The 14500-nt window shown below is 71.2% G+C and carries 10 protein-coding genes; 8 read left to right on the top strand and 2 right to left on the bottom strand.

Annotation, left to right across the window (positions count from 1 at the left end):
• Positions 1-6 precede the first annotated feature (6 nt).
• Together argJ and argC are read right to left on the bottom strand one after the other, a co-directional pair.
• Positions 7-1158: a bifunctional glutamate N-acetyltransferase/amino-acid acetyltransferase ArgJ gene (gene argJ, locus ACFVYL_RS30385; RefSeq protein WP_389721576.1), complete on the bottom strand. Its 1152-nt coding sequence runs from the start codon at positions 1156-1158 to the stop codon at positions 7-9.
• The gene (gene argC / locus ACFVYL_RS30380) at positions 1155-2195 is read right to left on the bottom strand and encodes an N-acetyl-gamma-glutamyl-phosphate reductase (protein ID WP_389721574.1); all 1041 of its coding nucleotides are present in this window, start codon (positions 2193-2195) and stop codon (positions 1155-1157) included. Before argC ends, argJ begins: the two co-directional genes overlap by 4 nt.
• Between argC and ACFVYL_RS30375 the strand changes: the two genes are divergently transcribed.
• The 8 genes from ACFVYL_RS30375 to ACFVYL_RS30340 all read left to right on the top strand — a co-directional run bounded on the left by ACFVYL_RS30375 (position 2194) and on the right by ACFVYL_RS30340 (position 14318).
• Positions 2194-2613 (top strand): hypothetical protein, encoded by a 420-nt coding sequence (locus ACFVYL_RS30375; RefSeq protein ID WP_389721572.1) that lies wholly within the window; start codon positions 2194-2196, stop codon positions 2611-2613. The genes argC and ACFVYL_RS30375 overlap by 2 nt on opposite strands.
• Before the next feature lie 337 nt (positions 2614-2950).
• The gene (locus tag ACFVYL_RS30370; protein WP_389721570.1) at positions 2951-4570 is read left to right on the top strand and encodes a DUF4192 domain-containing protein; all 1620 of its coding nucleotides are present in this window, start codon (positions 2951-2953) and stop codon (positions 4568-4570) included.
• A 240-nt stretch (positions 4571-4810) separates the two neighbouring features.
• Positions 4811-6958 (top strand): glycogen debranching N-terminal domain-containing protein, encoded by a 2148-nt coding sequence (locus tag ACFVYL_RS30365; protein WP_389721568.1) that lies wholly within the window; start codon positions 4811-4813, stop codon positions 6956-6958.
• A 221-nt stretch (positions 6959-7179) separates the two neighbouring features.
• Positions 7180-7941 carry an NUDIX domain-containing protein gene (locus tag ACFVYL_RS30360; protein WP_389721566.1) on the top strand — a complete coding sequence of 254 codons (762 nt, stop codon included), beginning with the start codon at positions 7180-7182 and terminating at the stop codon, positions 7939-7941.
• Between the two features lie 205 nt (positions 7942-8146).
• Positions 8147-10273 (top strand): ATP-binding cassette domain-containing protein, encoded by a 2127-nt coding sequence (locus tag ACFVYL_RS30355; protein WP_389721564.1) that lies wholly within the window; start codon positions 8147-8149, stop codon positions 10271-10273.
• Positions 10274-10435: 162 nt separating this feature from the next.
• A complete protein-coding gene (locus ACFVYL_RS30350; RefSeq protein WP_389721562.1) occupies positions 10436-11323 on the top strand; it encodes a FadR/GntR family transcriptional regulator in 888 nt (295 codons plus the stop codon).
• Positions 11324-11802: 479 nt separating this feature from the next.
• A complete protein-coding gene (locus ACFVYL_RS30345; protein ID WP_389721560.1) occupies positions 11803-13347 on the top strand; it encodes an RNA polymerase sigma factor in 1545 nt (514 codons plus the stop codon).
• Between the two features lie 143 nt (positions 13348-13490).
• Positions 13491-14318 carry a S1 family peptidase gene (locus ACFVYL_RS30340; RefSeq protein ID WP_389721558.1) on the top strand — a complete coding sequence of 276 codons (828 nt, stop codon included), beginning with the start codon at positions 13491-13493 and terminating at the stop codon, positions 14316-14318.
• The last annotated feature ends 182 nt before the right edge of the window (positions 14319-14500 follow it).

The following is a 14500-nucleotide window of genomic DNA, read 5'->3' as shown; positions in this document are numbered from 1 at the left end:
CCCCGTTCACGAGCTGTACGCGCTGTTCTCGTGGACGTACGCAGCGGTGAGATCGTTCGTCCAGATCGTCGCCGCCGCCGTCCCGGAGCGCAGATCGACGGTGACCGTCACCTGACGCCCCGACAGGTCCACCGTGTCCCGGGGCTCCCCGGCCGCCCCGTCCCGGCACACCAGGACGCCGTTCATCGCCACGTCCAGGTGGCCCGGATCGAAGACGGCAGATGTCGTGCCGATCGCCGACAGCACCCGCCCCCAGTTCGGATCCTCGCCGTGCAGGGCACACTTGAGCAGGTTGTTCCGGGCCACCGACCTGCCCACCTCCACGGCATCCCGCTCCGAAGCCGCGCCGACCACCCGCACCTCGATCTCCTTCGAAGCGCCCTCCGCGTCCGCGATGAGCCGCTGCGCCAGATCGAGACACACGCCGTGCACGGCCTCCGCGAACGCGACCGGGTCCGGCCGGACCCCTGAGGCCCCCGACGCGAGCAGCAGCACGGTGTCGTTGGTCGACATGCAGCCGTCCGAGTCGACGCGGTCGAAGGTCGTACGCACCGCCTCCCTGAGCGCGGAGTCGAGCTCGGGCGCGCGTACGTCGGCGTCCGTGGTGAGCACCACCAGCATGGTCGCGAGACCGGGGGCGAGCATGCCCGCCCCCTTCGCCATACCGCCAACGGTCCAGCCGGGACCGGACGCCACCGCCGTCTTGTGCACCGAGTCGGTCGTCTTGATCGCCACGGCCGCGTCCTCACCGCCATCGCCCGACAGCCGTGCCGCGGCGGCGTCGATACCCGCCGTCACCCGGTCCATGGGCAGCGGAACGCCGATGAGCCCGGTCGAGCACACCGCGACCCCTCCGGCCTCGGCACCGACCGCCCGCGCCGTACGCTCAGCCATCGTCCGGGCGTCGGCCTCGCCTGCGGGGCCCGTACAGGCGTTGGCCCCGCCGGAGTTGAGAACGACCGCGGACAACGCGCCGTCGGCCACCGCGCTCCGGGACCAGCGCACGGGCGCGGCCTGCACCCGGTTCGAGGTGAACACGGCGGCCGCCGCGTCCGACGGTCCGCGGTTCACCACCAGCGCCAGGTCCGGGTCACCGGACTCCTTGATCCCGGCGGACAGTCCGCTCGCGAGGAACCCCCGGGCAGCGGTCACGCTCACGGAGCCACTCCATTCATGGGCAGGCCCATGCCTTCCGGCAGGCCGAGGGCGATGTTCATGCTCTGCACCGCGCCACCGGCGGTGCCCTTGGTCAGGTTGTCGATCGCGCTGACACAGACGAGCCGGCGGGCGTCGGCGTCCACGGCCACCTGTATCCGGGCGGTGTTGGACCCGAGGACGGCGGCCGTGGACGGCCAGGTACCGGGCGGCAACAGGTCTACGAACGGCTCGTCGGCGTAAGCCGTCTCGTACGCGGCCCGTGCGTCGTCCTCCGCCGCTTGTGCCGTCAGGCCGGGGCGCAAGCGTGCCGAACAGGTGGCGAGGATGCCCCGCGGCATGGGCGCCAGCGTCGGCGTGAAGGAGACGGTCACGCGCTCGCCCGCGACCTGGGAGAGGTTCTGGGTCAGCTCCGGCGTGTGCCGGTGGCCGCCCCCGACCCCGTACGGCGACATCGACCCCATCACCTCGGCGCCGACCAGATGAGGCTTGGCCACTCGGCCCGCCCCCGACGTACCGCTGGCAGCGACGACGACGGCCTCCGGTTCCACCAGCTGCGCCAGGAAGGCCGGGTACAGCGCCAGGGTCACGGCTGTCGGGTAACAACCCGGTACGGCAATGCGGCGAGCCCCTCTCAACGCGGCCCTCGCACCCGGCAGTTCGGGCAACCCGTAGGGCCAGGTCCCGGCATGCGGGGTGCCGTAGAACCGCTCCCAGTCGGCCGGCTCGCCCAACCGGAAGTCCGCCCCGCAGTCCACGACGAGGGTGTCGTCCGGCAACTGCCGTGCCAGCTCGGCGGACTGGCCGTGCGGCAGCGCGAGGAATACGACGTCATGGCCTCCCAGGGACGCCGCCGACGTCTCCACCAGGACCCGGTCCGCGACGGCGGCCAGGTGTGGCTGCACTTCCCCGAGGCGCCGCCCCGCACTGCTGTGCGCGGTCACCGCGCCGATTTCGACCTCCGGATGTGACGACAACAGGCGGAGGATCTCCCCACCGGCATAGCCACTCGCTCCGGCCACCGCGGCCCGTACTGTCATGATCTCCGTCTCTCGTGATGTCCGTATCTCTACTGCGGCGCGCGACATGCCGTATGCCGCGCACCGCATACCGCTTCTGCCGACCGGGCAGGCGAATGGTCAGGCGGGACTGTCAGGCGGGAACGGTCAGGCGTTGTTCGGCTCTCTGTGCAGGATCAGCCCGGAGCATCGCGATGTTGTCGACGAGTTCCACCACGGGGGAGCGTTCTGTTGGGAACGCGCCGACGAAGTGGTTCTGCATGTCGTGCACGAGCAGCGCGCACGCATCGGATCGATCCTCCAGGAGACGTGCGACCGGGGGAGGGCTGTGCGGTCCGGAATCGGATACGAGCCGATGGCGGGAAAGCCCATGGGTGATGTCCCCTCCCCTGAAACGCGCGCGCCGATGGGTCCGACCGCCAAGATGACCTTAGCTTAGCCTAACCTAATTAACGTTGTCGGTCGTTGGGTGTCGGGTCTGGATGGTGCGTCGATATGGCCTGCCTCTCGGGTCTGCTGGCGCGAGGGTTGGCGAACGGGGCGGGGTGATGAGTGGGCGAACGCCGTGAGCGCGGCGAACGCGGTGGATGCGGTGAGCGAGGCGGTTATGCGACGGGGCGGCGGATGCGGTGACGGCTGCTTGAGACCAACTGTGCGCTCGGGAGGGGCGGAAGGGCCAGCTGCCGCCTCTCGCTGTGGATAACTCTTGGCGTGCCCCTGATCGGGGTTATCCACAGGGCTAACCGGAATCCGGTGATCCGCGGGAAAGTCGTCGCATGACGAAGAACCACAGCGAAGCAGCAGGCCCGATCGGCCCCAAGGGCTCGGCCCGGCCGAGGGATTCGTTCGACGAGCCGACGGTCACCCTGCGCACCCCGGCCGAACTGGCCGACGCCTTGCCGTACTTGCTCGGGTTCAAGCCCGAGGAGAGCATCGTGCTCATCGCCTTGCACGGCGCGCGGGGACGGTTCGGCGGCCGTGTGCGCCTCGGAGTTCCCGAGCGCGCGGAGGACTGGCCGTGCGTCGCGGAACAACTGGCCCAATGCCTGGTGGGTGGTTGCGAGAGGAGGGGAGAGCGGCCGGATGGCGTCATGGCCTTCCTGTGCCAGGAGCCTGCCGGGGTGGAGTCCGCGCGACAAGTGACGGAACGTCTGCGCCCGCTGGCCCAGGCGCTGCGCACGGCGTGCGGTCGTCTCGACGTTCCGGTGTTCGAGGTCGTGTGCATTTCGGAGGGCCGCTTCTGGACCTATTGCTGCCCGGACACCCGGTGCTGCCCGCCGGAAGGCATGCCCCTGCTCAGGCCGGGCACCTCGGTCCTGGCCGCCGCGGCGACCTACATGGGGGTCCAAGCCGGCACCACGCAAAGCGAGATCAGGGGGCGACTGGCCCCTTGGCAGACCGCCGCGGCGGCGGACCAGGAGCGCGCGCTCGACGCGGCCGGTCTCACCCTCATCCCGAGGATGCTGAACGACATGGACTGGCGTGACGAGGGCAGTGGCGCGGGCGACCTGCCCGTCGAGAACCGGCACGGTGAGGACGAGGGCGTCGCGGCCGAGACGCTCGACCTGGCCCGTCGGATCATGGCACGCCTGGCGGCCGTACCCCCGGTCGTCGACGCGCTCGATGCGGACCGCAGGGACGACGAGCTGATCGCGCACGACGAGGCAGCCGCGCTGATCCTCGGCCTCCAGGTCCGGACGACCCGTGACCGTGCGGCGGAGTGGATGGAGGGCGCCGAGGCGCCGCCCGCGCTGCGTCTCTGGAGGGCCCTGGCCCGGCGCTGCGTCGGCGCGTACACGGAGCACGCGGCGGCGCCGCTGTCCCTCGCGGGGTGGGTCGCCTGGTCGCTCGGCAGCGTAGCGGAGGGCCAGGAGGCCCTGGAAATGGCGCTGTCCGCCGACCCCGGATACGCCTTCGCCCTGCTCCTCAACCAGGCCTGCAACGAAGACGTGGACCCGGAGTCGATCCGCCGTTGCCTGCGAAGGGAGCGCGACGGCCGTGAGGAGGAGGGGCGACGCGAAGAAGAAGGAGGAGCGGCTGAAGCAAAGGTCGTAGACAAGGCGGAAGAGACGGGCGCGACAGCAGAGTCAGGCGGAGGAGCAGGAGAGCCAGGCGCCGAAGGAGAGCCGGACACAGCCGGAGACTCAGTCGCAGCAGGAGAGCCAGGTGAAGCAGAAGGCTCAGGCGTCTCCTCCGGCTCTCTTGAGGTATCGCCAGACGTCGTTCCCCGTCGGCGCCGCCGCCGACTCCCGCGTACGTTCGGCGACGACGGCCGTCGTTCCCAGGCCTCCGGTGGCCCCCGAACCTTCGAAAGCACGCGAACCTCAGGCAGTTCGGGCACAGGGCCGCGGAATCGCCGCCGCACCATCCGGCGCAGCGCCCGGGACGACCGATGAGCGCGCGCCTCTGGTGGTGGGCAGATCGGAGAGGGTGGGCGTCATGGCTACAGTCGGCACAGTCGGCCCTGACACGCCCGAGAGGCCGGGGCCGGGGCCACATGGGCGGCTTCCGGACGTGCGGGCGTGACTTGGAGCGGGGTCGGCCCGTTCACCTGAGTGGCGGTACCCGCAGCAGGGTCGCGCCGTCGCACCTCCTGCGACTTTCCGTAGCGCAGACAACGCAGAAGAAGCTGCCTCATGTCTCTTCCCGTTCCGTCTTCCGGCTTCGACAGAGAGGGGCCCCAGCGGGCCGTGCGGGCCCGCTCGCCCCTGCCCGGCGGCCCGGCCCGGACGCCGGCCCCGGTTCCGCGCCGCCCCGCCGAACTCCCGCCCGCACACGCCGTGCTGACCTGCGTCGCCCTGCCGGCCCTCGCGATCTCGACGGACCAGGGGCAGCTGACCGGCCGAGGCCTGGAAGGCTTCTACCGCGCGGGACGTCGTACCCTGTCCCGCTGCGAGGTGCGCGTGGCGGGGAGGGAACCCGTCGCGGTACAGGCCCGCATGCTGTCGGCGGACAGCGCCCGGTTCGTGGCGACGCTGCGCCTCCCGACGGACAGTGGCCCCGACCCGGAAGTCGTCGTCGAAAGGATCCGCTACGCGGACGGCACGGAGCGGATCACCCTGCACAGCGCGTCCGGCCGCCCTCTTCGGCTGCCCGTCGAGATCTCGCTCGGCACGGATCTCGCCGAGGTGGGCGCGGTAGCCGCGGGCAGGGCCGGTCCCGAACTGCCTGCCAGTGTGTACGACTCCGGCATGCGGTGGGCCTCGGCCACGGCTCACTGCGTGGTCACGGCCAACCCCCCACCCCACGACGCCATGGCCTCCGCGGGTCTGCTGCGCTGGGAGATGGATCTGCCGCCGGGCGGCTCCCGGAGCGTGGAGCTGCGAGTGCGGCCCGATGGCGCCGGGCCGGTCCGCGCGGCGAGCCACGGCGGGACGCGGTCCCTCGCCGGGGCTCGGGCGGTCGGCGACGACCCCAGGGTCCGGCCGCTCCTCGACCGGTCGGTCGAGGACCTGCAGGCGCTGCTGCTGCGCGACACCGAGCATCCGGCCGACATGTATCCGGCCGCGGGGGCGCCGTGGCGCTGCGGCCTCGCACCTGCCGAGGCGCTGGCCGCCGCCCGGATGGCACTGCCGTTGGGCACGCGGCTCGCCGCGGGAACGCTGCGCACTCTTGCCCGCAGCCAACTCGCGGGCCCTGGACGCCGGTCGGGCATGATCCCGGGCCCGTTGCGGGACGCGGGCCCCCACTTGCCACCCGGCTGCACGGGCACCGAGGCGACCCTGCTCTTCCCGGTGGTCCTCGCAGAAGCGTGGCGCTGGGGACTTCCCGCACAGGAGGTTGAGGAACTGCTGCCTGCGGCGGAACGGTGCCTGCGGTGGCTGCGGACCACGGTCGGCGACGGCGTGTACCTGTCCGACATCCACCCCGGCGCGCACCAGCCAGGACCCACAAATCAGACCAGACCTGTACCCCAAGGCGGCCTCGCACCCCACGACACCGCCACCGGCGGCAGCCTCGCGCGCAGCGAGATCCAGGCGCACGCGCATAGAGCCGCCCTGCTCGGCGCCGACCTGCTCGACGCGCACGGCCGGGCGGACGCCGCCGGTCTGCGGCAGTGGGCGGCGCGGCTGCGGACCGCGTTCGGGGAGGAGTTCTGGGTGGACGACAGGGCGGGCGGCAGACCGGCTGCCGCCCGCCTGGCCGACGGGCGTCACGTTTCGCACCTCAGCGGGGGAGCCGCCCACCTCCTGGACACCGGCCTGCTGGGGTCGGGCGTGCTCGCCCCCGGGCTGCTCGGCAAAGTGCGGACCGAACAGCTCGCGCGGCTGCTCGGGGGCCCCGCCATGGACTCCGGCTGGGGGCTGCGCAGCCTCGGCGCGAAGGAGCCCATGTACAACCCCTTCGGGCACCGGGGCGGGGCGGTCCGGGTGCAAGAGACCGCGGTCGCTGTCGCGGGACTGGTCGCGGCGGGCTACGAGAAGGAGGCGAGTTCGCTGCTGCGCGGCATGCTGTCGGCGGCTGAGTCCTTCGGCCACCGCCTGCCAGAGATGTATGCGGGGGAGCAGCGCACCGAGGGCGGAACCCCGGTGCCGCACCCGGCAGCCTGCCGCCCTGCGGCCACCGCCGCGGCCGCCGGGGTGCACGTGCTCGTGGCGCTCGCCGGAATCCGGCCCGACGTGCCGAGCGGCACGGTCACCCTGAGCCCGGTCCGTAGCGCCCCGCTGGGGGAACTGGGGCTGAGCGCACTGAACGTCGCGGGCGCCCCCTTCTCCGTACGCCTGAGCCGACTCGGCCTCGCCATGGTCGAGGAGGCAGCCGACGGGCTGCAGTTGGGAGTATGACCCCGCCGCCCCACTTCCCGCGCCGCACCACGTACTGCTCCCCGCAGAGCCCAGCGCAACCCCTGCCCGACTCCCGAACGGCGCCGCTGCTCATGATCGCCGGGGTTGCTTGGACAGGGCCTGCGATCACGCGGGGACGCCCACGGAACCGCGGTTCCTCGAACTGGGAAGCAATGGGCGAAGGAGATGTTTATCGTCAGGCAGACGACTATGATCGCGGCATGTCGCCCTACGACCCGTCGGCCTTCCCGCCCTTCGCAGTCACCGTCGACCTGGTCGTGCTGACCGTGCGCCGTCACGCGCTCTGTGCGCTGGCCGTGCGGCGTGGCGAGCAGCCGTTCCAGGGGCGTTGGGCGCTCCCCGGAGGTTTCGTACGAGCAGATGAGGATCTCTCGGCGGCGGCCGCGCGCGAGCTGATCGAGGAGACGGGTCTGTGCGCCCACGACCCCGACGCTCCGGCCCAGGCCAACGGAGCGCACCTCGAGCAGCTCGCGACCTACGGCGACCCGAAGCGCGATCCGCGCATGCGGGTCGTCAGCGTCGCCCACCTCGCGCTCGCCCCGGACCTCCCCGCACCCCGACCCGGCGGCGACGCACACAGTGCGCGTTGGGCACCGATCGAGGCCCTGCTCAAGCAGGGGGGGTACGGCCGCGAGGAGGAGCAGGCGGCGCCGCTCGCCTTCGATCACGCCCAGATCCTCGCCGACGGCGTGGAGCGTGCCCGTTCCAAGATCGAGTACTCCTCGCTCGCGACCGCTTTCTGCCCGCCCGAGTTCACCGTCGGTGAGCTGCGACGGGTGTACGAGGCCGTCTGGGGCGTCGTCCTCGATCCGCGCAACTTCCACCGCAAAGTCACGGGCACCCCGGGCTTCCTCGTGCCCACCGGCGGAACGACCACCCGGCAGGGTGGCCGCCCTGCCCAGCTCTTCCGCGCGGGCGGCGCGACGCTTCTCAACCCGCCGATGCTGCGCCCCGAGGTCTGACGGTCGCGCGCACTGCCGCCCTGTGGTCCAGCCGGGGGTGAGCTGCCCCTCGGGTTCAGCAGAGGGGCGGGCCGCCGCGCCCGCACCCTGACCGAAAAGCCGTAAATGTCGCGTTATCTTGCTGCAGTACCCACGGGGTCCGTCCGTCCCCGACCGGTGGACGGGCCCCGGCCGCCGCGCGGTCGCACATCCTGCGAGAGAAGCGATGATCCAGGCCATCGGACTGACCAGCAATCCCCGCCAGGAGCTCCCGCCCGTCGTGGACGACGTGTCCTTCGAGGCGCGCACCGGGCGGGTCACGGCGCTGCTCGGCGCCGACACCGCCGAGACGACCACGGCGTTGCGGCTGATGCTCGAACTCCAACAGGGCCGCGGAATCACCTACTTCAGAGGTCGCCCCCTGCACCGCATCGCGCACCCGGGGCGTGAGGTGGGCGCTCTCCTGGGCGAGGTCCCGGGGCACCCGGCGCGCTCGGTCCGTGGACATCTGCGCATGCTGTGCGCGGCTGCGGGAGTGCCCGTCCAGCGCGCCGACGACGTGCTGGAAGTCGTCGGCCTCGTCAGCCTCCGGGACCAGCGCCTGGGCACCCTCTCGCGCGGCATGGACCGCCGTCTGGGGCTGGCCTGCGCGCTACTCGCCGACCCGCACACGCTCATCCTGGACGGGCCGGGCGACGGCCTCTCGGTCCGGGAAGGCGCGTGGCTGCACGGAATCCTGCGTGCCCACGCCAGTCAGGGCGGCACGGTCCTGTTCACCACGGACGACCCCAAGGAAGCCGCTCGATCCGCCGACCGTGTCGTCACGCTTGAGGCAGGACGACTCGTCGCCGACCAGGAGGCCACGGACTTCGCGCGGACAAGGCTTCGCCCTCGCGTCGCCGTTCAAAGCCCGTACGCCGCCCGCCTCGCCGCGCTCCTCACCAAAGAGGCCCGCGCGAGGCAGCGCTCCATCGAGGTGGTCAGGGAGGGCGGCAACAGGCTGTCCGTGTACGGAAGCAACTGCGCCGACGTGGGGGAGACCGCGTACCGGCACGGCATCCTCGTCCACCAACTCGCCGACGAGGTCGGAGATACGGGGCCGCTGAAGCAGTCGCTGTCCATGGCGTCACCGGGGCCCACCGACAGCCCCGAGACGCGGACCGAACCCCACCCACGCGACGCCCCTGCCTCCACCCCCGCCCCTACCTCCACCCCGACCGCTGCCCCCGCCGCAACCACGCCCGACGACCCGACCGAGGTCACCCAACGGCTGGCCGCGACCTCCGCCGTAGACCCCGCCGAGTCCCCTGCTGTAGACCCAGCCGAGCTCTCTGTGGGACCCACTGCCGATGCTCAACCCCATGGCCATGCCCATGCCGAAGCCCACCCTCAAGCCCAACCCCAACCCCAAGCGGAAGATCTGACGCCCCCCTCCACTGGGGCAGCCCCTTTGCTCCCACTCGAAGTCGACGACACTGTTCCACTCAAGAGCGGCGCCACGCACCCCACCGCTCTCCCTCCGAGCGCATCCGCTCCCCGCGACGCGCTGTCCTCCCTGCCGCCGCCCATCACCGTCCGCCCCAGCCGCAGTCCGCTGCGCCCCCTGCGCTACGAGGTGCGCCGTCTGACGGGCGTCGGCACCGGATATCTCACCCTTGCCTTCGTTCTCGCCACCTCCGCTTTGATCTGCGTCTTTCTGGCGCGGGCCGGGCACACGTCGCAGCAGCGCCTCCTTGCCGCCTGGCCCGGCGAACTTCCTCTGCCGCCCGCGGCTCTTGGCGCAGGGCTGCTGGGGGCCCTTGCCTTCGGCGACGAGTTCCGCCACCCCGCACTCGCCGCGGACAGGGGCACCGTGCCGCGCCGCCTCGGGATGCTCGGCGCCAAACTGCTTGTCGCGGCCGCCACGGCGCTGCTCCTGGGCACCCTCGCGGTGGCCTCCGACGCCGTGCTGCTCCACCTTGTATACGGAGAGGAGCTGACGAAAGTTCCCGCGGACTGGCTTTCTGTGAGCTTCAGTTGGGTAGCTCTGGTGACGGGATGCGCCTGGGCCGGAGTGCTGGCCGCAGGTGTCTTCCGGTCCACGACTGCGGGGCTCGCTGCCGTGCTGGCCGTGCCGATCGTTGTCGTACCGCTCGTACAGAAGGCCGTCGCGGGGCCGTCCGTGCGATCGGCTGCCGGGCTTCCGGGGCGGCTTCGGGATCTCGCTCTGGTGCAGTGGCCGTTCGGTGCCGAGCGGTTTCTGGCGGCGGGCGTACGCATGATCGCTCAACCTGTGGGCACTGCACTGATGTTGTCCTTGACCGCTCTGCTCTGCGCATATCTGCTCACGGCGATGCGCACCAGGATCCGATGACGACCGTCCGCCGTCTTCCGGCGCCGGGCTGCGCGCTACTCCCCGGATGACGTCCATTTCTTTCCGATAAGGCGTCAATTGCGGCGGGGTAAGCGATCACCCTTTCGTGTGCTTTTCACCAAAGACCTCAAGGGAGTTGGAGGCGGCGCCGACAACTGATCCGTGAGTACCCTTGCGCACACCATGATGACCACCGCCCGCTCCGCCGACTCCGGTCTCGCCGGCCCGGGCGACCTCGACCGATACCCGTTCGCCGAGTCCTCGGGCGCCGAGCGTGTCGCCCCGCCCGTGTGGGACGGCGCCGACCAGGACCTGGGGCGGGTGGGCCGACGCGCCGCCGGAAATCGCGGCCGCGGGCTGCACGGCCAACTCGTCCAGCAGCTTGGCCAGATGATCGTCTCCGGTGACCTCGGCGCCGACCGCCCACTCGTCCCCGAAGAGATCGGCCAGCGCTTCGAGGTCTCCCGCACCGTCGTCCGCGAGTCCCTGCGCGTGCTCGAGGCCAAGGGCCTCGTCAGCGCCCGGCCCAACGTCGGCACGCGCGTGCGGCCCGTCAGCGACTGGAACCTGCTCGACCCAGACATCATCGAATGGCGGGCCTTCGGGCCACAGCGCGACCACCAGCGGCGCGAACTCGGCGAGCTGCGGTGGATGATCGAGCCCCTCGCCGCCCGCCTGGCCGCCGGGCACGGCCGCGAGGAGGTGCAGCAGCGTCTCGCCGACATGGTGGAGATCATGGGGCACGCGCTGGCCCAGGGAGATGTGATCACCTTCTCCCGCGCCGACGCGGAGTTCCACTCGCTGCTCATCCAGGTTGCGGGCAACCGCATGCTGGAGCACCTCTCCGGCATCGTCTCGGCCGCACTGCAGGTCTCGGGCGGGCCGACCACCGGCTGCGACCGCCCCACTGAGGCGTCCCTGGTGCACCACTCCCGCGTCGTCGACGCCCTCGCCGCGGGCGACGGGGCCGGCGCCGAGGCCGCCATGAGGCAGCTGCTCACCGTCCACCCCGAGGTGGAGCGCGTCGTGCCCGCGCCGCGCGAGCACTGACCGCGCGGCCTCGCCGACGCCGCGGTCGTGCGCGCGCCTCGCGGCGGCGCTGAGCCATCGCGTACGTCGAACCGACGTCGATCCGTACGCCGTCGACGGCTCCGCCACCGCCTCCCTGTGTCGCCGGATCTCCGCGGGCTCCTCGAGAGCCCGGCGGGGTCCGGCGACACGATTGTGGGGGGTTTCTTTGCAGGGCATCGGGGGATCATTCGTGCATGCGTATAGGTCGCTTATGTCAGTGTCTGGATGTTTTTGAGCGCTTACGGGGTGTGACTCGGGCCACGTAGATTGGGCGTAACGCTCCAAGGAACAGCGCGATGACCTAAGAGGTGATAGCCGAGGAGGGAATACAGACGTCGTTCGCGGCGCTGTCCAGCTCCCAGGCCCGCCCGCGCCGTCGGCCCAATCCCCTGCCGCCGGTCGTCGGCTCCGGTCCACAATGGACGGGGCCGGAAGCCGTTTTCCAACGTTCCGAGAGGTTGTTCGTGTCGGCCAGCACATCCCGTACGCTCCCGCCGGAGATCGCCGAATCCGTCTCTGTCATGGCGCTCATCGAGCGGGGAAAGGCTGATGGGCAGATCGCCGGCGATGACGTGCGTCGTGCCTTCGAAGCTGACCAGATTCCGGCCACTCAGTGGAAGAACGTTCTGCGCAGCCTCAACCAGATCCTCGAGGAAGAGGGTGTGACGCTGATGGTCAGTGCCGCGGAGCCGAAGCGCCCCCGCAAGAGCGTCGCAGCGAAGAGCCCGGCCAAGCGCACCGCGACCAGGACGGTCGCGGCCAAGGCCGCCACGGCGAAGCCCACCGCCACCGCCGCCACTGAGGCGCCGACCGCGGATGGCTCCGCCGAGGACACGCCCGCGAAGAAGGTCGCAGCCAAGAAGACGACGGCCAAGAAGGCCGTTGCGAAGAAGACCGCCGTCAAGAAGACGGCGGCCAAGAAGTCCGCCTCCAAGAAGGACGCCGACGAGCTCCTGGACGAAGAGGCCACCGAGGAGGCACCCGCCGCCGGCAAGCCCGGCGAGGGTGAGCCGGCCGAGGAGGGCGCTCAGGGCTTCGTGCTGTCCGACGAGGACGAGGACGACGCTCCGGCCCAGCAGGTCGCCGCGGCCGGCGCCACCGCCGACCCCGTCAAGGACTACCTGAAGCAGATCGGCAAGGTCCCGCTGCTCAACGCCGAGCAGGAGGTCGAGCTCGCCAAGCGCATCGAGGCCGGCCTGTTCGCCGAGGACAAGCTGGCCAACGCCGACAAGCTCGCGCCGAAGCTCAAGCGCGAGCTGGAGATCATCGCCGAGGACGGCCGCCGCGCCAAGAACCACCTCCTGGAGGCCAACCTCCGCCTGGTGGTCTCCCTGGCCAAGCGCTACACCGGCCGCGGCATGCTCTTCCTGGACCTCATCCAGGAGGGCAACCTCGGTCTGATCCGCGCGGTCGAGAAGTTCGACTACACCAAGGGCTACAAGTTCTCCACGTACGCCACCTGGTGGATCCGTCAGGCGATCACCCGCGCCATGGCCGACCAGGCCCGCACCATCCGTATCCCGGTCCACATGGTCGAGGTCATCAACAAGCTGGCCCGTGTCCAGCGCCAGATGCTCCAAGACCTGGGCCGTGAGCCCACTCCGGAGGAGCTGGCCAAGGAACTCGACATGACCCCGGAGAAGGTCATCGAGGTCCAGAAGTACGGCCGTGAGCCGATCTCCCTCCACACCCCTCTGGGTGAGGACGGCGACAGCGAGTTCGGTGACCTCATCGAGGACTCCGAAGCGGTCGTGCCGGCCGACGCGGTGAGCTTCACGCTCCTCCAGGAGCAGTTGCACTCCGTCCTGGACACCCTGTCCGAGCGCGAGGCGGGCGTGGTCTCCATGCGCTTCGGCCTCACGGACGGCCAGCCCAAGACCCTCGACGAGATCGGCAAGGTCTACGGAGTGACGCGTGAGCGCATCCGTCAGATCGAGTCGAAGACGATGTCGAAGCTGCGTCACCCGTCGCGTTCGCAGGTCCTGCGCGACTACCTCGACTAGGCGCCGGCAGTCACGAGGTCACTCCACGAAAGGCCCGAAGTCCGCAACGACGCGGCTTCGGGCCTTTCGCGTGCGTGGGGTGCGCGGCGGGCGAGATTGGATCACTCTGGGTACCCGATGGCAACCCATAGTGAGGAGCTCGCATGCATCTTCCCTTCGCCCGAGCGTGGACGGGAGCACTGGCCCTGGCGGTCGGCGCCGTTCTGCCGATGGTCTCCCCCGTACCAGCGGCGGCCGACAGTGTGGTCGTCGGAGGCCACCCGGTGAATGTGTCCGACAGTCCGTGGGCGGTGGCGATCTCCAGCCGCGCCCGGTTCGGAAGTGCACGCGCGGGGCAGTTCTGCGGCGGCGTGGCCGTCGGGCGCTCGACGGTCCTGACGGCGGCCCACTGCATGAGCAAGGAGGTGCTCGGGGTGTCCGTGGGCAATATGTCAGACCTGAAGGTCATCGCCGGCCGTGCGGACCTCCGTTCGGCGGAGGGGGTGGAGATCCCGGTCCGCGACGTCTGGGTGAATCCGAAGTACGACAGCTACACGAACTCCGGCGACGTGGCGGCGCTGACGCTGGCGGAACCCCTGCCACAGGGCTACACGATCCCCATGGCGGCAGCGGGTGACCCGGCATACGAGACGGGCGCGGACGCCGCCGTGTACGGCTGGGGAGACACCACGGGGTCGGGCAGCTACGCCCGCACCCTGCACTCGGCACGGGTGGGTGTGCTGGCCGATGCGGTGTGTGAGAAGGCGTACCCAGGCAATGCCGACGGGAAGTACATCGCCCGGACCATGCTCTGCGCCGGCGAGATGCAAGGCGGGCGTGACGCCTGCCAGGGGGACAGCGGCGGCCCGCTGGTCGCCCGGGGGCGGCTCATCGGGCTCGTGTCCTGGGGGAGCGGCTGTGGGCGCGCTGGGAGCCCTGGGGTCTACACGCGGATCTCCGCTGTCTCCGGAGTCGTGCGCGGCCTCCACTGAGGTGACCAGCCGTCCAGGGTCGGCCGTGCGGACCGCCCAAGAGGCCCGAGAAGGGACGTGGACGGCTCTGTGACGAGAGCGGGCGGTCGTGCCCGGCGGGGGGCCGGGGGGGCCCCCCCGTGACCCGCCGGGGGTGGCGGCGCGGGGGGGTAGTGGGTTGGAGGGGTGAGCGGTGCGCTTAA

Source organism: Streptomyces sp. NPDC058308, assembly GCF_042880275.1.
Classification (GTDB): domain Bacteria; phylum Actinomycetota; class Actinomycetes; order Streptomycetales; family Streptomycetaceae; genus Streptomyces.
The sequence above is the reverse complement of the archived record's forward strand: the minus strand, read 5'-3'. Positions and strand labels throughout refer to the sequence as shown.

Excerpts from the sequence above, each read along its gene's own strand:
- ACFVYL_RS30375 (WP_389721572.1), top strand. The coding sequence starts at position 2,194 with ATGATCTCCGTCTCTCGTGATGTCCGTATCTCTACTGCGGCGCGCGAC.
- argC (WP_389721574.1), bottom strand. The coding sequence starts at position 2,195 with ATGACAGTACGGGCCGCGGTGGCCGGAGCGAGTGGCTATGCCGGTGGG.
- ACFVYL_RS30370 (WP_389721570.1), top strand. The coding sequence starts at position 2,951 with ATGACGAAGAACCACAGCGAAGCAGCAGGCCCGATCGGCCCCAAGGGC.
- ACFVYL_RS30365 (WP_389721568.1), top strand. The coding sequence starts at position 4,811 with ATGTCTCTTCCCGTTCCGTCTTCCGGCTTCGACAGAGAGGGGCCCCAG.
- ACFVYL_RS30360 (WP_389721566.1), top strand. The coding sequence starts at position 7,180 with ATGTCGCCCTACGACCCGTCGGCCTTCCCGCCCTTCGCAGTCACCGTC.
- ACFVYL_RS30355 (WP_389721564.1), top strand. The coding sequence starts at position 8,147 with ATGATCCAGGCCATCGGACTGACCAGCAATCCCCGCCAGGAGCTCCCG.
- ACFVYL_RS30340 (WP_389721558.1), top strand. The coding sequence starts at position 13,491 with ATGCATCTTCCCTTCGCCCGAGCGTGGACGGGAGCACTGGCCCTGGCG.